This window comes from Rhodopila sp., from assembly GCF_035548235.1.
In the GTDB taxonomy this organism is placed as follows: Bacteria; Pseudomonadota; Alphaproteobacteria; order Acetobacterales; family Acetobacteraceae; genus Rhodopila.
The window spans coordinates 1-21,545 of the sequence record NZ_DASZTJ010000208.1 but is presented as its reverse complement, the minus strand read 5'-3'; the positions used below and the strand labels follow the sequence as shown (position 1 = coordinate 21,545).

Annotated in this window: 26 protein-coding genes; 12 read left to right on the top strand and 14 right to left on the bottom strand. The window is 67.1% G+C overall.

The features are described from left to right. Together VHB27_RS17300 and VHB27_RS17295 are read left to right on the top strand one after the other, a co-directional pair. Positions 1-230: hypothetical protein (locus VHB27_RS17300; protein ID WP_325602747.1), on the top strand; the 230-nt coding region annotated here is incomplete at its 5' end. Between the two features lie 5 nt (positions 231-235). After that, positions 236-421 carry a hypothetical protein gene (locus VHB27_RS17295; protein ID WP_325602745.1) on the top strand — a complete coding sequence of 62 codons (186 nt, stop codon included), beginning with the start codon at positions 236-238 and terminating at the stop codon, positions 419-421. A 261-nt stretch (positions 422-682) separates the two neighbouring features. On the opposite strand, the gene VHB27_RS17290 is transcribed toward VHB27_RS17295, so the two are convergent. Then, positions 683-1,372: a hypothetical protein gene (locus VHB27_RS17290; RefSeq protein WP_325602743.1), complete on the bottom strand. Its 690-nt coding sequence runs from the start codon at positions 1,370-1,372 to the stop codon at positions 683-685. Positions 1,373-2,104: 732 nt separating this feature from the next. Between VHB27_RS17290 and VHB27_RS17285 the strand changes: the two genes are divergently transcribed. Further along, the gene (locus VHB27_RS17285) at positions 2,105-2,830 is read left to right on the top strand and encodes a sulfite exporter TauE/SafE family protein (protein WP_325602741.1); all 726 of its coding nucleotides are present in this window, start codon (positions 2,105-2,107) and stop codon (positions 2,828-2,830) included. A gap of 86 nt (positions 2,831-2,916) precedes the next feature. Here the strand turns inward: VHB27_RS17285 and VHB27_RS17280 are convergent, their stop codons facing one another. Together VHB27_RS17280 and VHB27_RS17275 are read right to left on the bottom strand one after the other, a co-directional pair. Continuing rightward, positions 2,917-3,744 carry a hypothetical protein gene (locus VHB27_RS17280; protein ID WP_325602739.1) on the bottom strand — a complete coding sequence of 276 codons (828 nt, stop codon included), beginning with the start codon at positions 3,742-3,744 and terminating at the stop codon, positions 2,917-2,919. Between the two features lie 7 nt (positions 3,745-3,751). Then, positions 3,752-4,846, bottom strand: coding sequence for an enolase C-terminal domain-like protein (locus VHB27_RS17275; protein WP_325602737.1), 1,095 nt, complete (start codon positions 4,844-4,846; stop codon positions 3,752-3,754). A gap of 135 nt (positions 4,847-4,981) precedes the next feature. On the opposite strand from VHB27_RS17275, the gene VHB27_RS17270 reads away from it, so the two are divergent. From VHB27_RS17270 to VHB27_RS17250, 5 genes are all read left to right on the top strand, one after another. Beyond that, positions 4,982-5,719, top strand: a complete 738-nt coding sequence (locus VHB27_RS17270; RefSeq protein ID WP_325602735.1) for a 2-keto-4-pentenoate hydratase — start codon at positions 4,982-4,984, stop codon at positions 5,717-5,719. A gap of 235 nt (positions 5,720-5,954) precedes the next feature. Further along, positions 5,955-6,170, top strand: coding sequence for a rubredoxin (locus VHB27_RS17265; RefSeq protein ID WP_325602733.1), 216 nt, complete (start codon positions 5,955-5,957; stop codon positions 6,168-6,170). 76 nt (positions 6,171-6,246) lie between these two features. Then, a complete protein-coding gene (locus VHB27_RS17260) occupies positions 6,247-7,050 on the top strand; it encodes a pirin family protein (protein WP_325602731.1) in 804 nt (267 codons plus the stop codon). A 22-nt stretch (positions 7,051-7,072) separates the two neighbouring features. Beyond that, complete coding sequence (locus tag VHB27_RS17255; protein WP_325602729.1) at positions 7,073-7,603, top strand: tautomerase family protein; 531 nt, start codon at positions 7,073-7,075, stop codon at positions 7,601-7,603. A 107-nt stretch (positions 7,604-7,710) separates the two neighbouring features. Next, a complete protein-coding gene (locus tag VHB27_RS17250; RefSeq protein ID WP_325602727.1) occupies positions 7,711-8,373 on the top strand; it encodes a GntR family transcriptional regulator in 663 nt (220 codons plus the stop codon). A gap of 6 nt (positions 8,374-8,379) precedes the next feature. Here VHB27_RS17250 and VHB27_RS17245 read toward each other — a convergent pair whose 3' ends face one another. The 5 genes from VHB27_RS17245 to grrA are packed head-to-tail and all read right to left on the bottom strand — an operon-like array spanning position 8,380 to position 12,169. Further along, positions 8,380-9,333: an alpha/beta fold hydrolase gene (locus VHB27_RS17245; RefSeq protein ID WP_325602725.1), complete on the bottom strand. Its 954-nt coding sequence runs from the start codon at positions 9,331-9,333 to the stop codon at positions 8,380-8,382. Positions 9,334-9,337: 4 nt separating this feature from the next. Next, complete coding sequence (locus VHB27_RS17240) at positions 9,338-9,841, bottom strand: ricin-type beta-trefoil lectin domain protein (RefSeq protein ID WP_325602723.1); 504 nt, start codon at positions 9,839-9,841, stop codon at positions 9,338-9,340. Positions 9,842-9,847: 6 nt separating this feature from the next. Further along, positions 9,848-10,600: a hypothetical protein gene (locus VHB27_RS17235; RefSeq protein ID WP_325602721.1), complete on the bottom strand. Its 753-nt coding sequence runs from the start codon at positions 10,598-10,600 to the stop codon at positions 9,848-9,850. Then, complete coding sequence (gene grrM / locus VHB27_RS17230) at positions 10,579-11,778, bottom strand: cyclophane-forming radical SAM/SPASM peptide maturase GrrM/OscB (protein WP_325602719.1); 1,200 nt, start codon at positions 11,776-11,778, stop codon at positions 10,579-10,581. The genes VHB27_RS17235 and grrM overlap by 22 nt, the downstream gene beginning before the upstream one ends. A gap of 10 nt (positions 11,779-11,788) precedes the next feature. Continuing rightward, a complete protein-coding gene (gene grrA, locus VHB27_RS17225; protein ID WP_325602717.1) occupies positions 11,789-12,169 on the bottom strand; it encodes a GrrA/OscA1 family cyclophane-containing rSAM-modified RiPP in 381 nt (126 codons plus the stop codon). A 538-nt stretch (positions 12,170-12,707) separates the two neighbouring features. Between grrA and VHB27_RS17220 the strand changes: the two genes are divergently transcribed. Next, entirely contained in the window at positions 12,708-13,550 is an 843-nt protein-coding gene (locus tag VHB27_RS17220) for an alpha/beta fold hydrolase (protein ID WP_325602715.1), read from the top strand. 100 nt (positions 13,551-13,650) lie between these two features. On the opposite strand, the gene VHB27_RS17215 is transcribed toward VHB27_RS17220, so the two are convergent. From VHB27_RS17215 to VHB27_RS17205, 3 genes are all read right to left on the bottom strand, one after another. Then, entirely contained in the window at positions 13,651-14,463 is an 813-nt protein-coding gene (locus tag VHB27_RS17215) for an FkbM family methyltransferase (RefSeq protein ID WP_325602713.1), read from the bottom strand. Between the two features lie 368 nt (positions 14,464-14,831). Beyond that, positions 14,832-15,563 carry a GntR family transcriptional regulator gene (locus tag VHB27_RS17210; RefSeq protein ID WP_325602711.1) on the bottom strand — a complete coding sequence of 244 codons (732 nt, stop codon included), beginning with the start codon at positions 15,561-15,563 and terminating at the stop codon, positions 14,832-14,834. A gap of 30 nt (positions 15,564-15,593) precedes the next feature. Further along, positions 15,594-16,310 carry a GntR family transcriptional regulator gene (locus VHB27_RS17205; protein WP_325602709.1) on the bottom strand — a complete coding sequence of 239 codons (717 nt, stop codon included), beginning with the start codon at positions 16,308-16,310 and terminating at the stop codon, positions 15,594-15,596. A 154-nt stretch (positions 16,311-16,464) separates the two neighbouring features. Here VHB27_RS17205 and VHB27_RS17200 point away from each other — a divergent pair, with 154 nt between their 5' ends. The 3 genes from VHB27_RS17200 to VHB27_RS17190 are packed head-to-tail and all read left to right on the top strand — an operon-like array spanning position 16,465 to position 19,411. Then, a complete protein-coding gene (locus tag VHB27_RS17200; protein ID WP_325602707.1) occupies positions 16,465-17,250 on the top strand; it encodes an enoyl-CoA hydratase/isomerase family protein in 786 nt (261 codons plus the stop codon). Continuing rightward, positions 17,247-18,278 carry a CoA transferase gene (locus VHB27_RS17195; protein WP_325602705.1) on the top strand — a complete coding sequence of 344 codons (1,032 nt, stop codon included), beginning with the start codon at positions 17,247-17,249 and terminating at the stop codon, positions 18,276-18,278. The genes VHB27_RS17200 and VHB27_RS17195 overlap by 4 nt, the downstream gene beginning before the upstream one ends. After that, positions 18,275-19,411: a CaiB/BaiF CoA transferase family protein gene (locus VHB27_RS17190; RefSeq protein WP_325602703.1), complete on the top strand. Its 1,137-nt coding sequence runs from the start codon at positions 18,275-18,277 to the stop codon at positions 19,409-19,411. Before VHB27_RS17195 ends, VHB27_RS17190 begins: the two co-directional genes overlap by 4 nt. Here the strand turns inward: VHB27_RS17190 and VHB27_RS17185 are convergent. From VHB27_RS17185 to VHB27_RS17175, 3 genes are all read right to left on the bottom strand, one after another. Continuing rightward, complete coding sequence (locus VHB27_RS17185) at positions 19,408-19,803, bottom strand: Zn-ribbon domain-containing OB-fold protein (RefSeq protein ID WP_325602701.1); 396 nt, start codon at positions 19,801-19,803, stop codon at positions 19,408-19,410. The genes VHB27_RS17190 and VHB27_RS17185 overlap by 4 nt on opposite strands. An 11-nt stretch (positions 19,804-19,814) precedes the next feature. Continuing rightward, entirely contained in the window at positions 19,815-20,972 is a 1,158-nt protein-coding gene (locus tag VHB27_RS17180) for a thiolase family protein (protein WP_325602699.1), read from the bottom strand. After that, a partial coding sequence (locus tag VHB27_RS17175) for a CoA transferase (RefSeq protein WP_325602697.1) occupies positions 20,969-21,545 on the bottom strand: 577 nt, incomplete at its 5' end. The genes VHB27_RS17175 and VHB27_RS17180, both read right to left, overlap by 4 nt.

The following is a 21,545-nucleotide window of genomic DNA, read 5'->3' as shown; positions in this document are numbered from 1 at the left end:
GAGAGCCAACCCTCCGGCGGTTATTCACGAGTTCAAGCGAGCATCGCATGCCGGCAAAAGCTAAGGCCTCCCCATCAGGCCAACACGACCGCTTCAAGCAGTTAGCCCGAGAGCTAGAATGCGACGAGAGCGATGAAGCGTTCGAACGCGCGCTGGATAAGGTGGCGCACGCGCCGGCTCAGCCGAAGTACGAGCCTAAAAAGCGGAAGCCGAAAGGCGGCGGGGAGTAGAGGCAATGCCGTCGAAGTCTGACGAAAAATGGGCGAAGGCAGAGGCTGATTTGCCTGAGGAAAGCCGCATCCTGCTTCGCCAGATGAAAGAGGACTACATCACCGCCGCACGCCGGCACGCCCCCACATGGACTGGCGGACCAAGTGCGGAAATCCTAGCTGAATTGATCCGTCAGGGATGGCGCAAGTAGCCGATCACGATTTTTTCGGTCGCCCCCTGGAACCTCTTCGTATTCAAACCCATTTGGGGACTCTCCGAAACAAAAGTATCGGCAGGGAAGCAAATGGGAAAGACTGCGAAGCCTATAGAATTCGTACTGACACAAAGCGAAGCTGACATCCTTTCTGAACCCGCTGGGGCCGGCGGACAGCAGGGTTTTCATCAGCAACTGAGGGATCAGTTGCAGAACGGGAATCTAACGATAAGGCTCGATGACGATCAGGTTGGTAAACTAATCCGATACGCTACCCAATATGGCCCCGGCGGATTCCAAGGTAGGTTGCGCAAGGCGTTTGGTCGTACGCTTCGTACCCTTCTTTCCGCCTGATTCGACCGCCTGGGCAGCATTTAGGTCGGATCGCCGAAAAATTGTCACGACGCGAAAGCGGTGGTTGGTCGATTTGACCATGCCAATCACCGCTTCCACATCAAAACAGTCCTTCCGGTACATCGGCAGCACTTGATCCAACCATACGATGTGCGCTCCCGCCGAAGCGCGCTGCAATGCGCGCAGCACAACATTGCGCCTAACCATACTCGTTTGATATCGCTCAGCGTCCTCGACGCTGTAAGGTGGGTCGGCCAATATCAGGTCATATTTTTCAAGAGGTACGCAGGTTAGCGTTTGCGCGTCATCAACGTAAGTTGGTCCCAGCTTAGGGTTTATATCGACCGTGTCGCCAGGAAGCGCCTCCAGGTCGACTTTCCCCGAAAAGATGTGGAGAACTCGCTTTTTATCGGGAAACAGCGAGCGAATGCGGCGCAGGTATCCGGCCGGATAGCCGCCATAGTAGCCAGTCTTCACGCGATAATCGTTCCCCATAATCCAGGTGCCAACAACGCGGTTGTCTTCTGCGACGAACAGACTCTTGGGAAACTTGGTCTCTCGAACATAGTTGGCGATTCGCTGATCCCAATCCATCGGACCTAACCCTCCGTCCGGAAGTCAGGTTGTACATCGCCTGGGCCATCCTCTCTTTCCGAGAGGATGGCCGCCAACCGCTGCAACATCTCGTCCTCGTCAACACCCGCCGCAGAGGCCAAATCGGTCAGAGTGACGTACCGCTGATTCGCGGGCTTATTATCATTAGGTGTACGCCGCCGTAACCGCTCAACACTCTTTTCCGAACCTATCTGTGCCATTGCCATCTGCCTCTTGATTCTGCGGGCAACGTGGCATAGGACGACATGGGAACATAGATCGATGTCGTAACGTACATTGCGTATCTGCCATGTTTGTACCTGGAGACGGCGGTGTCCGCAGAGACGCTGAGAGATAGCATTCTTAGGTACAGATCAAATTCCCCAACCATTCCTATGTCTCATCCCCTGAGACTTACTCCGCCGGTTTGGGAAGTATAATATTGCCTCCGGCGGGGCCGGCCCTTGACTGCCGCGTCTCCCAAGGCCGTCATTCCGGCCTGGGGCCGTCATCGGCGCCGGCCTCCATGACGTCGGCCCGGGAAGCAGCCGGGATTCCCGGCGCGAATGGTCTGGTTCGCGGTGATCGAATTGGCCATTCGGATCAGACCTGCGGTACGGAAACAGTGCGTCATGCACGTGCCGATCAGTCGCCAGGCCCGGCGGCGGTGAGGGTGCCCGGCCAGCGGACGTCGCCGCGGCGCCGCGCGGGAGGCTTCTGTCCGTGTTGAGCATGACGGCGCTCGTTGTCGCGGCCGGCGCCCTGACCGGCGGCTTCGTCTCCGGCCTTGCCGGTTTCGGCACCGGTCTCATCGCGCTCGGCTTCTGGCTGCATGTGGTGGACCCGCCCACGGCGGCGACGCTGGTCGCCATCTGCTCCGTCGTCTCCCAGGTGCAGAGCATCGGCACGATCTGGCATGCCATCGACTGGCGCCGGTCGGCGCCGATGCTGCTGGCGGGTTTGCTGGGCGTCCCGATCGGCACCTATCTGCTCGACGACCTGCCCGCCCGGACCTTCCGCATCGGGCTCGGCCTGTTCCTGCTCGGCTTCTCGGCCTTCATGCTGCTCTGGCGGCGGGAGCATCGGATGAGTTGGGGCGGCCGGCCCGCCGACGCCGCGGTGGGACTCGCGGGCGGGCTGATGGGAGGATTGACCGGGTTGTCGGGCCCGCTGCCCACCGTCTGGGCGACCTTGCGGGGCTGGGACAAGCACGCGCGGCGCGGCATGTTCCAGGCGTTCAACCTATTGATCCTGGGCGCCGCGCTGGCATGGCATGCCGCCGCCGGCCTGCTGACCGCGGAGATCGGCCGGCTGACGCTGATGGCGTTGCCTGGCACGCTGGCCGGCTCGTGGCTGGGTGTCCGGCTGTACCGGCGGCTCAGCACGCATCATTTCCACCGGGTGGTGCTGGGCCTGCTGGGATTGTCCGGACTGATCATCCTGTGGAGCAGTGTCTGACCGGCCCGACCGGGGGCTGGACGTTCGCCGGCGGCAGGACGATCTTCCGGCCGTGCCGCGTCCCCCCGGTCGTTCGGTCTTTCCCCTCAGGCCGTCACGCGGCGCAGGAACGCGCAGATCACCAGCATCTTGACGATGACGTCGCCGGCGAACGGCTCGATCGCCGCGCTGATCCTCGCCGCCAGCGCCGGCGGCGGCAGAGCCGCCGACGCGGCCAGCCGCACCAGCAGCCGGTCCGCCCGGGACGCCGCCAGGCGTTGGGCCGCGTCGATCGCGCCGGCCAGCCGGCCATCGCTGTCCGGCGGCGCGAGCAGCAGCCAGGCGAACGAGAGATAAGGCGGCCAATGGGCAAGATGCCGGTACATGCTGGCGAGCACCGCGCCCGGACGCCGGGTGCCGAACCCGTTCAGCGTGGTCACCAGCGCCGCGGTCTCGGGTCGCAGGCCCGACAGGTCGAGCAGCTTGGGCAGCCAGATCCGCGGCGCCGCGGCGACCGGCATCGGTTCGGATGCCTCCACGTTTCCCGGCGCACGTCCGTCAAGGCGTGCCCGCAAGGCGGTCAGCGCCACCGCGGCCATCGCATTGGTATGGTCGTAGGCCGCCAGGACGTCCCGGATCGCCGCCAGGTCGTTCGGCCGCAGGCCCAAGCCGGCGTAAACCTCCGGCCGGATCGCGGGCATGGACGGCAGCACAAGGTCCGAACGCAGCGCCGCCGCCTCGCCGGCCACCGACCCGTCGGCATAGAGCGGACGCAGCGCCCGCCAGGCCCAGGGCAACGCACCGTCGATCGTCGCCAGATGGCGCCAGACCAGGTTCACGACGTCGACGCCCAGGACCTGGCGGATATCGGCGAAGATCGCGGCGGTCTCGCCTGTCGCGGCCGCTTCGGTGACGGCGGGGACCGGGTCGCTCATGGGTGCCTCATGCGATGCGGTAGCGTTTGACGGCGTCCTGGTCCCAGGACACGCCCGAACCCGGCCGGTCCGGCACCTGTGCCAGGCCGTCGGCGATGCGCAGCGGCTCCGCCAGGATCGGCGCGGCCCAATCGACATATTCCAGCCAGTGGCAGGTCGGCGTGGCGGCGAGAAGATGCGCGCTGGCCTCGGGGAAGATGTGCGAGGACATCTCGATCCCGGCGGCGGACGCCAATGCAGCCGCACGCTGCCAGCCTGTCACGCCGCCGATCCGCTCCAGGTCCGGCATCACGTAGTCGCAGGCATCGGCCGCCAGCGCCGCGGCCATGGCCGGCGCGCCGGCGAAGTTCTCGCCGATCTGCACCGGCGTCTTCAGCGCGGCGGCGATCCGCGCATGGCCGGCGTAGTCGTCGTGGCGCGTAGGTTCCTCGATCCAGTACAGCCCTTCGCCGTCCAGCGCCTGGCCGCGCCGGATCGCCTCGGTCACCGTCAGGGCCTGGTTGTAGTCTGCCATCAGCGCGACGCTGTCGGGCAGGCGGCGGCGGACGGCGCGTACCACCGCCAGGTCCTGCTCCGCCGTCGGCCGCCCCAGCCGCAGCTTGACGGCACGAAATCCCTGCTCCAGCAGCGCTTCCGCTTCGTCGGCTGCCGCCTCCGGCGGCATCAGGCCCAGGCCGTTGCTGTTATAGGCCGGGATGGGCCGCGGCCGGGAGCCGACATAGCTCGCCAGCGGCAGGCCGGCCGCCAGGGACAGCGCGTCCCAGCAGGCCACGTCGAACCCCGCCAGCGCCATGCGGACGATGCCCTGGGCGCCCAGCAGCCGGTAGCGCCGCGACAGGCGGGTGGAAAAATCGACAGGGGCGAGGCGTTCGCCAAGCAGCGCCTCCTGGATGTCGGCCAGCACCGCGGCGATCAATCCCGGGGCCATCCGCATGTAGCAGAACAGATAGGCGTGGCCGGCGATGCCTTCCGCGGTTTCCAGGTCGATCAGCAGCAGCGGGGCGGTCCGCATGATCTGCGCGCTGGTGCCCAGCGGCCGCGCCATCGGGACCTCGACCGGCGTGGCGCGGATCGCGCGCAGCGTCAGAGACGGCGTGGTCATGTCACCCCACGCTCAGGTTCTGGCGAGTTGGCGGTTCTGGCGAGTGGGGCATCGTCGTTTCCTTGTTTTAGATCATTCGTATTAGAATGAACCGGATCGACACCGCGCGCAATGCCGGCCTTGACGGAGGATGGGATGAACGACGTGGACCTTCACGCGCTCGCGGAACGGCAATGGCGGGACTACCGCGCACGCACGCCGGGCACCTGCTTCGCCGACCCGGACGCCCGGCCGCTGACGCTGGAGCAGGCCTACAAGGTCCAGCACGCCGTTGCCAGGCTGCGGACCGGTTCCGGCGAAACGATCGTCGGCTTCAAGGTCGGCTGCACCGGACCCGGCACCACCGCCCAGTTCGGCATGGCGGGGCCCATCCGAGGCTACCTGTTCGGTGGGGACGTTCGCCGCTCCGGCGTGACGCTGCGCGCGGACGCCTTCGCGTCGCTGGCGGTCGAAGCGGAAATGGGACTCCGGATCGGCGCCGATGGCAGGATCGCTTCGGTCTTCCCGATCATCGAGTTGCACAATTTCGTCTTCCGCGCGCCGCGCCGGACGCTCGTCGAACTGGTCGCGAACAACGGGTTCAATGCCGGCATCGTCGCCGGCGACGAAGGGCCTGTCGCGCCGGACGCCAGGCTTGGCATCCGGATCAACGGCCGGATGGTGGACGAGGCCGGCCTCTGGCCCCTGCGGGGCGGCGCGGAGGCGTCGCTCGACTGGCTGCGGCAGGACCTGGCCCGCGACGGGCTTGCCCTGCTGCCCGGCCAGATCGTCATCGCGGGCACGCCGCTTGGCCTGTATCCCGTGCATGCGGGGGACAGGATCGAGACCTGCCTCGATGGCACGCCGCGCGTGACCTGTGCCGTCGCCGCCTGATCGCAGCCGTTCGGTGCGGGCCGGCCGCTGGCGGCGGCGGCCGTTTCGCCGGCCGAGCCGAGACGGCGGGTTCCGCAGGTCGCGCCGTCGACTTGGAAGACCGAAACGCTCCCCAGGCTGAAGGGCCGCGCCGCGGATGGCGGGGTCATTGCGACCCTGGCCGCGGGAATAGGGCTTGCGTTTAGTAGTGTGCTACTATAGTGCGTCGCGCGTCAGAGCAACGCGTGAGGCACCCATGGACACCATCCTGAAACGGCTGATCTGCCTTGGCTGCGGCTTCTCCTACGACGAAGCCCTCGGCCTGCCGGAGCACGGCATTCCCCCCGGAACACGCTGGACGGACATCCCCGACGACTGGGTCTGCCCCGACTGCGGCACCCCCAAGAGCCAGTTCGAAATGGTCGTCATCGGCTACGCCGCCGGTGAGCCCGACCTCGCCCGCACCGCCTGATCGCCGGCACCGCACCCCCCGGGAACCGAACCCCAGAAACCGAACCCCAGGAACCGATCCCCAAGGAACCGATCCCATGACACAGTCCTTCGTCCTGCGCGCGAACGAGCGCGGCCATAACGTCATCTATTCCGACGGCCCCGCATCGTCCTATGTCGCCGGACATCCCGGCGGCTTCATCAGCCGCGAGTCCAGCTTCAACTTCCACGAATACCAGGACGGCCGTCCCGGCTTCGGCGCGATCCGCGTATTCGGGGACGAAACGTTCCATGGCGCCGGCTGCGGCTACAACATGCATCCGCACCACAACTTCGTCATCTGCGCCTTCGTCCTGGACGGCGAGCTGACCCATATCAACACCGCCGGCCGCGGCATGGTCGACCCGTTGCGGCAAGGCGACTACTACGTCTTCTCGGCCGGTTCGGGCGGCAAGCATTGCGAGCTGAGCATCGGCCCCGAGGAGATGAACGCCATCTATCTCTGGCTGATGCCGAACCAGCTCTTCCTGCCGCCGACCTATCATCGCGCGCATTTCGACCTGCGCACGCGCCGCAACCGGATCGTCCAGCTCGTGGGCGACGCCGAAGGCGCGCTGCCGGTGGCGCAGGACCTGCGGGTATCGCGACTGGTGACCGATCGGCGGGGGACCTTCACCTATACGCCGCGCTCACCCCTGCATGGCGTCTATGTGTTCGTGGCGGAAGGGGAACTGCGCTGCGGCGACGTCACGCTGTCCCGCCGCGACAGCCTCGGCCTGTCGGGTACCGCGGCCATTGCCTGCGACGCGGCCGACACGACGGATGTTTTCTTCGTCGAAACGGTCATGCCGGACCAGGCCCGCATCGACCTGTGGGAAGCGGCCGGCGGCCACGACCACTGAACCAGCGACAGGAGATACCATCATGCCAATCATGGATGTACGTTACGCGGCCGGCAGCCTGGACGAAGGCGCCAAGGCCGCCCTCGCCGAACGTCTGACCGACGTCCTGATCCGGATGGAGGGCGGGGCCGACACGCCGGACGGCCGCGCCTTCGCCTGGGTGTACTTCACCGCCTTTCGTCCCGAAGACCTGTGGGTCGCGGGCGCTCCCGCCGCCGCGGCCCGCACGTTCCTGGTCCATGTCTCCATCCCCGAGGGCTACATGAACCGAACGCACAAGGATGAGGTACACGCTTGGGTGGCGGGCGCGATCGAGGCGACGACGGGGAGGGCCGACAGCGCCGTCCTGACCGTCATCGACGAGGTGACCGAGGGCAACTGGGGCAGCCGCGGCCGGCCGATCAGCCTGGAGACGATCGCCGCGGCCGTCGGCCAGCCCGCCGACGGCCCCCGCCTCGCCTGGTCCCGCTCCTATTTCGCCGCCAAGGCGCGGGCCATGGCCGAGGCCGGGTACCCGGCCGACGCGGGCGGCCTGCCGTTTCCGGCGGCATGAGGGAGAACCGAACCACGGTCCGCCGTGGCCCCCATGCGTTCATGTTGCCAGTGAGCAAAACAGTGCTGTAACGCGTTATCGGACGAGGCGCCTTGACGGGATTGAGAATGGATCAAAGCCTGCGCGAACAGGTCCTGCAGCGTGTGCGGGCCGAGATCATTTCGGGTGAAACCAGGCCGGGGGCGATGTATTCGGTTCCCACGCTGGCCGCGGATCTCGGCGTCTCCACGACGCCGGTCCGCGAAGCGCTGCTCGATCTTGCCCGCAACGGCCTGATCGAACCGGTGCGCAACCGGGGCTTCAAGGTCGCGGACCCCAACCTGGATGAGCTGCGCGACCTGTTCGACCTGCGGGAATTGCTGGAAGTCCACGCCGCCGTGCTGCTGGCAAGCCGTCCCGACAGGACGCTGGACGGGCTGCGCCCGCTGGCCGACGCCATCAAGGCCGCGGTGGACGCGGACGACGTGCGCGGCTACCTGGAAACGGACCGGCGCTTCCACGAAGCGTTCATCGCCGCCGCGGGGAATACCGTCATGACGGAGACGGTGATGTCGCTGCGGGACCGGATGCGGCTCTACGGCATCACCACGCGGGCCGGGCTGGAGCGGCAGGCCGCGTCGGTGCCGGAGCATTACCGACTGATCGAACTCGCGGCGGCCGGTGATGTCGAGGCGATCCGGCCGCTGATGCGGGACCATATCCGGACCTGGGAACCGATCTTCATCGAGGCGATCCGAAAGACCGGGCGCGAATCGGCGCGGGGGCGATGAAGCCCCTCAGGAGCCGGCGAACCGGCTGATTTCCCGCGCCAGCGTGGCCGGGTACTGATACATCATCGCGTGTCCCCCGCCGCCGATCATCACCACGCGGGAGCCTGCCAGCAGATGCCCAAGCGCCTGGGCGTTGCGGGGGGACACGATGTCGTCGGCGGAACCGGAGAGGATCAGCGTCGGCACATGCAGGGCCTTCAGCGATGTTGCCGCCGCCTCGTCCCCGTACCACGCCGTCAGCAGCGCCGCCTGCCCGGCGGACACCGCGCTTGGGATCGGGCCGGGGCGATAGCCGTCGGGCCGGTACATCTCCTTGCGGAAGCAACGTTCCGCGCCGGTGACGGCGGCGGGCGGGAACAGGGCCGTCATCGCGTCGTCGAAGGTCACGCCCGGCGCGCCGGACAGCGTGGCCTGGGCGTTGGGCGGGACGGGAACGCCGGTCTTGCCGGGGGCGAGCGTGCTCAGCAGCACCATCTTGCCGATGAGGTAGCCGTCGTCGATCGCGAGTTGCTGCACGATCGCCCCGCCCATGGACCATCCGACCACCACGGGCCGGCGCAGCTTCAGCACGTCGATCAGCGCCGCGGTGTCCTGCGCCATGTCCTCCACGGTGAAGCTGTCCGCCTGCGGGATCGAGCGGCCCACGCCGCGGTTGTCGAATACGATCACCTCGTGCTGCTTCGCCAACTCCGACAGGAACGCCGCGCTCCATTCGGCGACGTCCGCGCGGTAGCCGGTGACGAGCAGGATCGGACTGCCATGGCCGAACCGGTAATAGGCAATCGGACCATAGGGCGTTCCCGCGATCTGCTGGCGCACGTCGGCATAGATCGGGGCGGTAGGCGGCGGCACGGCACAGACCGCCTCGGGCGGATGGCCGGCGGCGCGGGCGGGCGGCGCCGAACCGAGGATACAGGCAATCAGGGCAGCGCCCAGGAAGGCAAACCGAATCGGGCTCATCAGCCTATTCCAACGCCCATTGCTGGCCGGGCTGTCCATCGCACGGGGCCAGGATCACGGGGACGCGGTCGCCAACCGCCTCGTTGAGCACGTCGAGGCACTTCCCGCCGATCCCCACGATCGTTCCATTTGCAATATTCCATTTCTGGCTCGGCGCACCGTTGCAGGGATTGAGGACCGCCTGCACGCCGTTGACCGGTGCGCCGCCCTGCACGTCGAGGCAGTTGCCGCCGATGCCGACGACCTGGCCGCCGCCGACGAGCCAGCTCTGGTTGGGGCTGCGATGGCAGCGGAAGGTGATCAGCGGCGTGCCGCCGCCGTCTCCGCCGCCTTCGACGTCAAGGCACCGGCCGCCGATGCCGATGACCTGGTTGCCGCCGACGACCATGGTCGGTCCCGAGGGCGGGCCGCCGCACGCCGCCAGCACGAAGAGCGCGACCGTCATGCAGGCCCAGACCGCCGTCATGGCGCCGGTCTCGGGCCGGGTACCCTCGAAACCGCCGAACACGCGGGCTTATTCCCAGGCGGCGTCGACGATGTGGCCGTCCACGCCGACGATGATGGTGAGACGGTTCGGGTTGGGCGTCACGTCGCTGACCCCGTCATCCGGGTGGATCACGCGCGTATCCGGCGGCAGGTCCGCCGCGCGGACGATATCCGAAGCCGGGACGCCGGCGGGTGGCGTACCGTTCCGGGGCACCAGCACTTTCCCGATGCAAGGTCCGCAGGGATCGGCAGGCGGTTTCGCCGCCGCGTAACCGGGAAAGTCATGGATCACCAGCGCATTGGTCGCGCTGCGCACGCGCACGCCCTTGAACGGGTGCCCGGCTTCCAGCGGGATGATCGCCTGGATCGGCACGTAATGCGCGGGAACGGCGGAATCCGTGGGCGCGTCGGCGACGAACACGAGGTCAAGCACCCCGTCGGAGGGTCCGCCCCGCCGCAGCGGCACAAGCTCTCCGCCGGTCCAGCCCTCCGCGCTGGTCACGCCGTTGACGACCACGACGTCGGTGACCGGCGCATGCGTGGTGCGCAGGGCCTCGATACTGGTCACGGCGAAGATGGGATAGCTCTGCTGCTGCTCCGTCTCGCTGTCTTCCCTGGCCGCGCTGGGCTGGTCCCCCGGCTGGGTCGCCTGCCGGGCATGGGGCGGCGGCTGATACGCTGGCGTGCCGGCCTTCCGCGCCGGGCCCTGCTGGGCCAGTGCGGGACCGTAAGTCCCAAGCGCCAACACGGCGGCCAGGATCAAGCGATGGGGTCGTGCCATGTTGCCCTCGGTGGGATGGATGACGGGGGTGCGGGTGGCGGGGGAAAGCGCGAGGCTGGGTCGATCCTCTCCAGCGTGTCCAGGATGATATCAGTTGGGACGATCTGTGTCAGTTCGCAGAATCGGGTCCGAGCGGAGGCGAAGCTGCCGTTCTCGGTCAGCTTGTTGATCGGCGCGCCGCCGCCGCAGACCGAGAAATAGGGGCAGGCTTCGCGGCAGGCCTCGACGCCTTGGGCGATGTCCCGCGCCATGCGGCGCATCGCCGCGCTGTCGCGCATCGCCGCCAGCGATTCGCGATGGACGTTGCCGACGATGAAGTCGCCATACCGGGCGTCCTTCAGCCCCAGCAGTTCCGGCGAGAAGGTGGAGACGTCGCCGTTGCACGCGACGTTCAGCATGCTGAACGGCGTGACCTGCTCGTTCGACATCTCGGTCCCTTCGGGGCGGAGGATGCGGGGCAGCAGGCCGTCGATCTCCCGCACGAAGGTGAACCGGCCGCTTTGGCGCGCGCCGCGCCAGAAGCGTTGCAGGAAATCGCTGAACCGTTCCAGCAGGTCGGTTCGGGCGAACAGGCCCGATACGTGGTCGCCTTCCGATTCCTCGACGTTGAAGCAGACCTGGTCGATGCCTTCCGCGAGGTAGAAATCGAGGTAGGCGTCCGGGTCGTCCAGGCTGTCCCGCGACAGGACCGAGATGACGTGGAACGGCACGCGCCGTTCCCGCAGCATGCGGATGCCGGCGAGGGTCCGGTCGAAGGTCCCCTGCCCGTTGCGGGTGCGGCGATGGCGGTCATGCAGGTGCCGCGGCCCGTCGATGCTGACGCCGACGCCCACGTCGTATCGCAGGAACAGGTCGCACCAGTCCGGGGAGATCAGCATGCCGTTGGTCTGGACCGCATGCCGCACGCCGGTTTCCGGCGGCAGCATCCGCGCGATCCGCTCGAACGCATCGCGGTAGTAGCGCGGCGGTAGGACCAAAGGCTCCCCCGCGTGCCAGATCACGTTCAGGAACGGGGCCGCCCAGCCGGAGGCGAAGACACGCTCGAACACCGTCTGCACGGTGTCGAGCGTCATGGTCGACCTGTCCTGCCGGTTCGGCAGGTAGCAGTAGTCGCAGGCGATGTTGCAGAATGGCGTCGGCTGAAGAACGATCGTCTCGATGCAGGACGGCTCGACCATCGGGCCGGGTCTACCAGTTGCGCCAGAAGTTCGGCCAGCCGCCGTTGCGCCAGCCGTTGCCCCAGTTCGGCCAGCCGTTGCGCCAGTTGGGCCAGCCGTTGCGCCAGCCCCAACCGCCGTTATGCCATCCCCAGCCGCCGTTGCGCCAACCACCCCAGCCGGGATGGAAGTTGCCCCACCAGGCCTTTTCGACCCGCGGGTCGCCCGGTTCCAGCCCCGCCTGGTCGGCGGTGGCCTGGGAGACGGCGCTGCGGATCGCCTGCAGGCGGAAGGCGACGTCCTGGGTGACGGCCTGGTCCTTCTGGACGGCGGGTTTGCCGGGGACCGCCGCCAGGGCGGTGGAGATGCCCAGTGCCCCAAGCGGCAGCAGGGCTGCAAGCGCTTCGAGCATTCTCCGCTTGCCGGACATCAAAGTTTCCCTCGCAACAACAGCCAAGCCGCACGCGCCGCCGCGACCCGGATGCGGCCGGGCGCGCGCGACCCATAGCTCGCACGCCCGCAGTCCGCGTGTCCATGGTCCATATGTCCACAGTCCGGATGTCCACCGTCCGGATGTCCACCGTCCGGATGTCCACTGTCCGGATGTCCACTGTCCGGGAATGGACGCCTCAACTCATCCTGCCCCATGGATTGCCTCATGTAAAGCTCCAGTCGAGTTACAATGATCTGCCAAGAACGCGCTAACCGGCGCGGCAGCTTTTCTCAGGCAACATTGCAGAAACCAGTAAACGCGGGTTTCGTCCCAGGGTTGGCTAAAGGCCAAACATGGCGAAAGAACGGCCGTCAGCGGGCAGGAACGTTGCGCTACGCTCACAAGTCCGTTCACCGTCGGGAACCGCCGCCTCGGCGACCGGTGAAGCCGGCATGGTCTTGAACATCGCGATCCTTGGCCCGACAACGTCGAACCGGTTGCCCGAGGAGATCCCCCGTTGAAGAACCCAGTCCTTCCGACGTTCGTCACCGCACCCGACGGCGTGCGGCTGGCGGTCTATGAGTGGGGGACGCCCACCGGACCGGAACTGCTGCTGATCCACGGCAACGCGCAGTGCCACCTGTGCTGGGCGCCGCAGATCGACAGTGGGCTGGCGGAGGAATTCCGCATCGTCGCGGTCGATTTGCGCGGTCACGGCGCCTCCGACAAGCCGTCGACGCCGGAATCGTACCAGGGGCCGTCGGTCTGGGCGAAGGACCTTGCGGCGGTGATGGCGGCGAAGTCGCTGCGCCGGCCTTTGCTGGTCGGGTGGTCGATGGGCGGGCGGATCATCCGGCAGTACCTGATGAATTTCGGCGACGCGGCGATCGCGGGCATCAATTTCGTCGGCTCCCTGGTGATCGAGGAGCCGGAGTCCCGCGCGCCGTCCGGGGCCGGTCTCCATCCGCGCGCGGGGCAGCCGCTGTACGAACAGATCGCCGGCGCGATCGCGTTCCTGGATCGATGCTATGCGATCAAACCGAATGAAACCGATTTCCGGGTGGCGATCGGGTACAACTTGCTGGTGCCGTTCGCGGTGCAGGACGCCGTCGGCGGCTGGAAGACCGATCCGGCCGATACCATTCCGGCCTTGCAGCAGGTCACGGTGCCGGTGCTGATCTCCCACGGACGGCGGGACGCCGTGATCCTGCCTCGGGCAGCCGAGCGGGCCGCGACTTATATGCCGCATGCGGAACTATCTTGGTACGAGACGTGCGGCCATTCGCCGTTTCAGGAAGACGCCGCCCGGTTCAACACGGAGCTTGCCGCGTTCGCGCGGCGGGTGTTCGGGCCGTCATGATGCCGCGCCTGGCCGGCACGACCTGTTCGATACACGGGACGGGCGTTGCGGCCTTGCCGGGATCGGCGCCAGGCGGACACTATGAAATTCCCTGACCGCCCTAAATAAACCGCGTCTGCCCCGCAAACCCTTCGATCGTCCTGTCGCTCGGATGAACCGCCAGGACGTTCAAGCCCAATTCCCCCATGTGATATCCATGGTGCTTCAGGAACTTCACGATCTCCTCCGTTCCGGATTTGAAATGCTCGACGATGACGACCGGCAGGAACTGCCTGATCGTCCGCCTCGCCCCTTCCAACACCTCGGACTCCATCCCCTCGACATCGATCTTCAGAAGATCGAGTCGCTTCAAGGCAAGAGAGTCGATCGTGATGGCGTCCACCGGAACCAGTTTCTCCTCCGAATAATCGATCGCCTGTCCGATCCGTTCGGGATTTTTCAACGGCTTCAGCTCCAGGCTGCCGAAGCTCGTGGGAACCAGATAGTCCGGGTTGGGGATCTTCATCATTCCGTTCCTGTCGCCGACCGCCGCGTGGATCAGTCTGGTGTTGAAACAGTTGTTGATGGTGACGTTCCCCGCGAGGGCGTAGTAAATCCGCTCCTGTGCCTCGATCGCGATAACCGAACCCCAGCCGGTCATCTGGCGTGCCCAACAAACGGTGTGCGTGCCGATATTGGCGCCGCAATCGACCGCGACGACGCCGTCGCCGAACAGCTTGCGCCTGGATTCCAGAATGAAGGAGCCGATCGAAATCTCCGCGAACTCATGGGACGATTCGTTGAGTATCTTGAATCCGACGCCGAATCCCTGCCCCTCCCCGTCTGTCTGGTGATCATACCTGTTGACGATCATCGTTCCGTGATCGGTGGCAGAAAGAACAAAAGCGATTTTCCGCAGAGCGTTGTCGAACATCCATCTTCCCAGTCACAAGCGGGTGCCGGAACCCCTGGCTCTCAGGCGGCAACAGCGGCCGATCCGATGACCTGGACCACCTCTCGCCGAAGAATACGAGTGATAGCCAAGGGATTCTCACACCTTGGACCACCCGTGAGATGGTCCGCGGGGGAAGATGTGGTGCCGTCGGAATTAGACAAGCCCACGCCGCGGCTTTGTCATATTGGCCTCGACCGGATCACGGTTGCTGCGCCGCGTTGTGGCATCCGGCGTGTTGCACAAAACGGCCGACACGTGTATCGTGCGTCAGAAAAGTATCCGCATTTTCCTATAAGAAAGCCAAGAGACCCAAAGACGCCGCATCACGCCAGGAAAGCCCCGTTCCCTTACCGCCGAGGCTCCAGCGCATAGGTCGCCTTGAAGTCCCGGTGCCCCGAGGCGATGTGCGCCTGCATCGCCTTCACGGCCTTCCGCGGATCGCGTTCCTTCAGCGCGGCCAGCAACGCAGCATGCTCATCCACCACGCGCGGCGGCCGGCCGGGGATCGAGCCCAGCAGGTCAAACGGATATTTCGCCCACAGCACCCGCACGAACTCCAGCGTGTGCGGCATCCCGGCGCATTCGTATAGACGGAAGTGGAAGCGGAAATTGCTGCCCCGCGTATCCTCCCGCGCATTGCGGGCGGCGGCGACGCGGATGTTCTCGTTCAGCGCGACCAGCCCCTCCAGGTCGGCAGGGCTGATACGCCGAGCGGCGGCGGTCGTCAGCTTGCCTTCCAGGGTCATGCGCAGATCGAACAGTTCCTCGACCTGATCGATCTGGAACGGCGCAACGATCGCGCCGCGGTGGGAGGAGACATGGACGTACCCCTCTGCCTCCAGGAGCCGCAATGCTTCCCGCACCGGCGTGATCGAGACGTTCAGCATCTTCGCCAGTTCGGCCTGTTTCAGCTTCTGCCCGCGCACCACGCTGCCGGCGATGATCTTCTCCCGCAGCAACTCGGCGACCTGGTGTTCCTTGGTCTGGACCGGCGCGATGCTCCACGCCTGGCCGGGCTCCCGGGTAGGCTTGGGCGTGGCGAAGACGCCGGAAAGATCAGGCTTGGGGGAAGCAGCCATGTCCCGTTACCAAAAGATTATCTTGAAACGTTAGAACCCGCGCCGGTTCGGTGCAACTCGGGTCTGCCGTTCGATCCGCAGCGGGTAATGGCGGCGGAATTCCTGCCACCCGTGCAGGATGTGATAGTGCATGGCGCGCGCCGCTTCCCCGGGGTCGCCTTGGCACAGCGCCGCCAGCACCGTCTCGTGCTCCTCCGCCACGGCGGGCAGGCGGCTCGGCATCGTGGTCATCAGGTCGAAGGGAAAGCCGGCCCACAACGTCTGCACCTCGGCCAGCATGTCCGGGCGGTCCGCGAAGCGATAAAGCACGATGTGGAAGCGGTAATTGTGCCGCTGGGCGTTGGGCAGGTCGTAGCGGCGCTGCGCCTCCACCATCTCGCCGCTGATCCGGCGCAGCAGGTTCAGGCCGAACGCCCCCAGCCGGCGCGTGGCAAGGCGGGTCAGTTGCACCTCCAACGGCAGGCGGCGCGTCAGCAGTTGCTGCGCCTCCAGGCAGAGCGGGGCGACGACGCTGCCGCGTGAGGTGCGGATCAGGAACCCGTCGTGATGCAGCCGAGAGAACGCATCGCGGGTCAGGGCCAGGGGCGCGCCGATGGAGGCGGCGGTCTCGCGCAGCGTCAGAACCTGGCCGCGGCGGACCCAGCCGGCGATGATATGCTCCCGCAGGCGCCCGGCGACCAAATCGGCCGTCAATGCGCGGGACGCACCCCTGCCGGGCCGCAGCAAGGAGACCTTGGCGTCGTCCACCAGCCGCTTCCTCCTGTGTCTGACCGGTCTCCTGTCTAGCCCGGATCGGCGTCTTCCCCAAACTGCCATCCGGCGCAAGGCGGCGATACTTGGCCTATGATGCATTATCCTGTTTCCTAGCGGTCAATCGAAGCTTGCCGGGAGGAAGGATTCCATGGACGACGAACGCCTGGTGCTGCTGGAGGACCGCGGCGCCTATGCGCTGATCCGCCTTAACCGCGCCGACAAGCGCAACGCCATGAGCCGCGCCGCTCGAGCGGCCTTCCAGCGGGCTCTGGCAGCGACGCGGCAGCACAAGGTGGTGGTGCTGACCGGCAGCGGCGCCAGTTTCTGCGCCGGCGTGGACCTGAAGGAAGCCGCGGCCGAACGGGGCACCGAAAGCGGCGAGGCCGGGTCGCGGGAGTGGATCGAATGCCTGCTCGCCGTCCGCCGCCACCCCGCCGTGTTCATCGCCGCCGTCAACGGCTTCGCCCTGGGCGGCGGCAGCACGCTGATCAACGTTTCCGACCTGGCCATCGCCGCCAACGAGGCGGAGATCGGCATGCCGGAACTGGGGTTCGCCACCTATCCCGGCATGGCGGGACCGGCGATGCAGATCATGATCCCCCGCAAGCGCGCCGCCTGGATGATCCTGACCGCGCGCCGGATCGACGGTCCCACCGCCGAACGCTGGGGGCTGGTGAACCTGAGCGTCCCGCTGGCCGACCTGGAGAAGGAGGCCGACGCCCTCGCCCGTCACGTCGCGCAGTTCGACGCGGTGGCCCTGAGCGAGTGCAAGGCGGCGCTGGACATGATCCCGACCCGGATCGGCGATTTCTCGGGCGGCTTCGATTTCGGCCGCAGGGTGAACGCGGCCATCGCCGCCCGCACCAGCGGCCAGGGCGAGGGCCTGTCCCGTTTCGCGCGCGGCGAGGCCAATATCGGCCAAGGCAAATCATGAAGCCCCTCGCCGGGACCACGATCATCGAGGCGCTGTCGGCCGATTGCCCCCTCGCCTTGCGGCTGTCGGTCGGCTTCGCCGGGCGGCTGGCCGCGGATCTGGGGGCGACGGTGGTGAAGCTGGAACCGCCGGACGGCGATCCGGTCCGGCGCCTGCCGCCGCTCGATGAGAACGGGCGCAGCACGCTGTTCGCATTCCTGAATGCCGGAAAACGGTCCGTCCTGGACGCGAGCGCGACAGGGCGGCTGGTCGGTTCGGCCGACGCCGTGCTGCGGGACCGGGGTCGCCGGGTGCCGGACGGGCCGATCGACGTGGAACTGTCGATGATCGGTGCCCGCGATGCCGGGTCGCAGACCGAGTTCACGATCCTGGCCCTGGGCGGCATGCTGGACATTGTCGGCGACCCGGCCCGCCAGCCGCTGCGGCTGGGTGGCCACCAGTTGGCCTATGCCGCCGGCCTGGCGGCCTATACCGGGCTGGTCGCGAGCCTGCTGCGCCGGCCGGAACGGGAGACGGTCCGCGTCTCGCTGCTGGAAGTCGCGGTCTGGATCAACTGGAAGAGCGTCGCCAGCGTCGCCGCGATGGGCAAGCTGTCCACCCGCGCAGGACGGGCGGCGGAATGGTCCGTGGTGAAGTGCAAGGACGGGTATCTGGCATTAGTCCACCAGGCGCAGGACTGGGGGGGTCTGCGCCGCCTGTGCGACGATCCCAGGCTGGACGACCCGTTATTCGCCGATCCGCCGAACCGGGCGAAGAACGCGGCGGCGCTGGCCGACGTCGTGGAAGCGGCGCTGGCGCCTATGACCCGAGCGGAGCTGCAAACCCGTGCCATGGCGCTGCGGCTGCCGCTGGGGGCGGTGTGGGAGATCGGCGACCTGCTGGAAGACGCCCAGGTGACGGCACGCGGCTTCCTCGCTCTGGCCGAGGCGGATGGTGCGCCGATCCGGATGCCCCGGCTGCCGGTGCTGTGGAACGGCCAGGCATTCCCGCCAGGCGCTGTCCCCGGCCGCGCGGAGGCGGTGGCATGACCCGTCCGCTGGAAGGCTGCCGCGTCCTGGACCTGGGCATCATCACCGCCGGGGCCGCGACCTCGGCGCTGCTGGCCGATCTGGGCGCCACGGTGCTGAAGGTCGAATCGCCGACCTATCGCGACCCGTTCCGCGTCTGGATCGCCGCGCCGGACGGAAAGGGCGACCTGTCGCCGTTCTTCCGCTTCACCAACCGGGGCAAGCGCGGCGTCAGCCTGGACCTGAAGCAGCCGGCGGGCCGCGACGCCTTCCTGCGCCTGGCCGTGCATTGCGACATCGTGGTGGAGAATTTCCGCCGCAGCGTGCTGGACCGGCTGGGCATCGGCTATGCGGCCCTGAAGGCGGCGAATGCCGGCATCATCCTGGCGTCGATCTCCAGCCAGGGGGAGACGGGGCCGCTGGCGCAATACGTCTCCTTCGGCAGCACGCTGGAAGCCGTGGCCGGGCTCGCCAGCCTGACCGGCTATGCCGGCGGGCCGCCCGTGCTGAGCGGCAAGGAGGTCAACCTGCCGGACCAGAACATCGCCCTGTTCGCCGCCGGGATGATCCTGACCGCCTGGCTCGCACGGCGGCGTGGCGGGGGCGGCGTGCACCTGGACCTGGCGCAGCGGGAGCTGACCAGCTTCATGATCGGCGAGGCCTTCGCCGCCAGCCCGCCTCTGCAGCGGGTCGGCAACGCGGAGCCGCCCTTCGCGCTGCAGGATTGCGTCCTGGCCGGCGACAGCCGCTACTTCGCGCTGAGCGTGACCGAGGATCAACTTCCGGCGCTGGAGCGCCTGGTCGGTGGTGAGGGCCTGCTCGCTTCCCGCCTCGCCGCCTGGACCGCGCGGCTTGGACGGGATGAGGCGGTGGCGGCGCTGCAGGCGGCCGGCATTGCCGCGGCCCCCGTGCTGGACGGTCGGGGGATGGCGGCGATGCGGGGGACGCTGTGGTCGCAGGCCATCGCGCAGCATCCGCACTACGGCCAGTTGAAGGGGGTTCCGTTCCAATTGGACGGCGCCCCGCTGCACACCGACGGCGACGCGCCGGCCATCGGCGCGGACACCGAAGCCGTGCTGGCGGAGATCGGCGGGTTCAGCCGGGAGGAGATCGCGGCCCTGCTGGCGAACGGGGCCGCGGAGACGGCGGGTTAGCCCGCCAGCTTCACACGCGGGATGGCGTGACCGTCGGAGTCCGTTTCGTAACAGATTTCCACATCCTGCCCGATCCAGCCGTCCTCTGGCTCCCGGCCCACAAGGTTGCTGATCACGATCGGTCCTTCCGCCAGCTGCACGGCGACCGCGTTATAGGGCGGTTCGTAGTCCGGCAGGTACTTGCGGTGGAAGACGACCCAGGACAGGACCTTCCCATGGCCGGACAGGTCCTTCCATTCGTACTCCGTCGACAGGCATTTGTCGCAGATCGGGCCGGGCGGATAGCGGAAAGCGCCGCAGCCCTTGCATTGCTGCAACTGCCATTTGCCGGCGTCGATGCTCTTCCACATCGGCTGGTCGTAGATCGAAATCACCGCGCGTGATCGGGCCATCGGCGAACGTCCTATTGACCGTAGATGATCGACACCGCCTTGCCGGCGACGTCGGAATTGTAATGCACGAAACGACAGTCGGGGACCTGGTGCCTGTCGCACTCGCCGCGCACCTGCCGGACCGCTTCGACCTGGTGCGCCCAGCCTTGCATATAGGTCTCGGACAAATGGCCGCCGGCGGTGTTCACCGGCAGCTTGCCGTTCAGCGAGATACCGTCCTCCCGCATGAACCGGCCGACATCGCCGCTGCGGCAATAGCCGTAGCCTTCCAGCGCGAAGGGCACGTGGCAGGAGAAGCTGTCATAGACCTGCACCGCGCTCATGTCCTTCGGACCGATGCCGGCCATGTCATAGACCTGGGCGGCGCATTTTTCCTGCGCCGGGCGGTAGAAATCCAAGAGGCGCGGTTCCAGGCTGGTGGCGCCGCGGTTGAGGTCGTACCGGCCGACGCCATGGATCAGCACCGGCGGCTTGCGGGCGATCTTCTTCGCCAGTCCGGCTTCGCTGATGATGAAGGCCACGCCGCCGTCGTTGATCAGGCAGTAGTCGAACAGGTGCAGCGGCTCGCAGATGTAGCGCGAGGCCAGATAATCCTCGATCGTGATCGGCTGGCGCATGATTGCGTGCGGCGTAAGGCTGGCATGCAGCCGTTGCGCGACGGCGACCTCACCCAACTCCGCCTCGGTGATGCCGGTCGCGTCCATGAACCGGCGGAACATCATGGCATAGAGCGCACCCTGCGAGGTGTAGCCCCAAGGCGAATGATAGACATAGGACAGGAACAGGTCGCCGCCCATCGCCTGGGGTCCGCCATACTGCACCGCCGCGGATCGCTGGTCGTTGCCGTAGATACAAGCCACCGTCTTGGCCAGGCCGCATTGGATCGCCATGCAGGCTTCGATCACCGCGAGCATCGCGTCGCGCTGGCCGCCCCAGGTCGGGTTGATGCCCAGCAGTTCGCCGATCCGTTCATAGGCGACGGTGGGACCGACGATCAGGCCGTCGACGTCGTCCCGGGAAATCCCCGCGTCCGCCAGCGCCTTATTGAACGCCAGCACCGCATAGCCGTCCGAGTTGTGCGGCTTCTCCCCTGCCCTGACCCGAGCGTAGTCGCCGACATAGTCGGTTTGGCCGACGCCGATGACGGCGGCTACTTTCGACAGGCTCATTCCAGGACTCCCTCGGTACGCAGCGCCGCGATCCGTTCCGGCGTATAGCCCAGGATTTCGGTCAGGACGGCATCGGTGTGTTCGCCGATCAGCGGCGGTCGTTTCAGTTCGATCCGTTCCCCGTCCATCAGGAACGGCGGCGAGGTGAACCGCGCCCCGCCGATTTCCGGATGGTCGACCGCCTGGAAATAGCCGCGGTGCCGCAACTGTTCATCCTCGTCCATGATGTAGCGGGACGACGCGACGACGCCCGCCGGCACGCCCTTGGCCTGCAGGGCGTACATCACCCCGGTCGCGGTCTTGGTCGCGGTCCAGGCCGTGACCACGGCCTCGATCCGGCCCACCGCCGCCAGCCGGCCCTCGGCCGTCGCCAGCGTACGGTCATGGGCAAGGTCGTCGGCGCCGATGACCTGGCACAGCGCCTGCCATTGCTCGTCCGTCACGACGCCGATGGCGCACCAGTCATCGTTGCCGGCGCAACGGAATACATTGTGCGGGGCATGATGGGCGGACCGGTTGCCCAGACGGTCGGCCTCGGTCCCGGTGGCGGTGTATTCCAGCACGGAAAGGCCC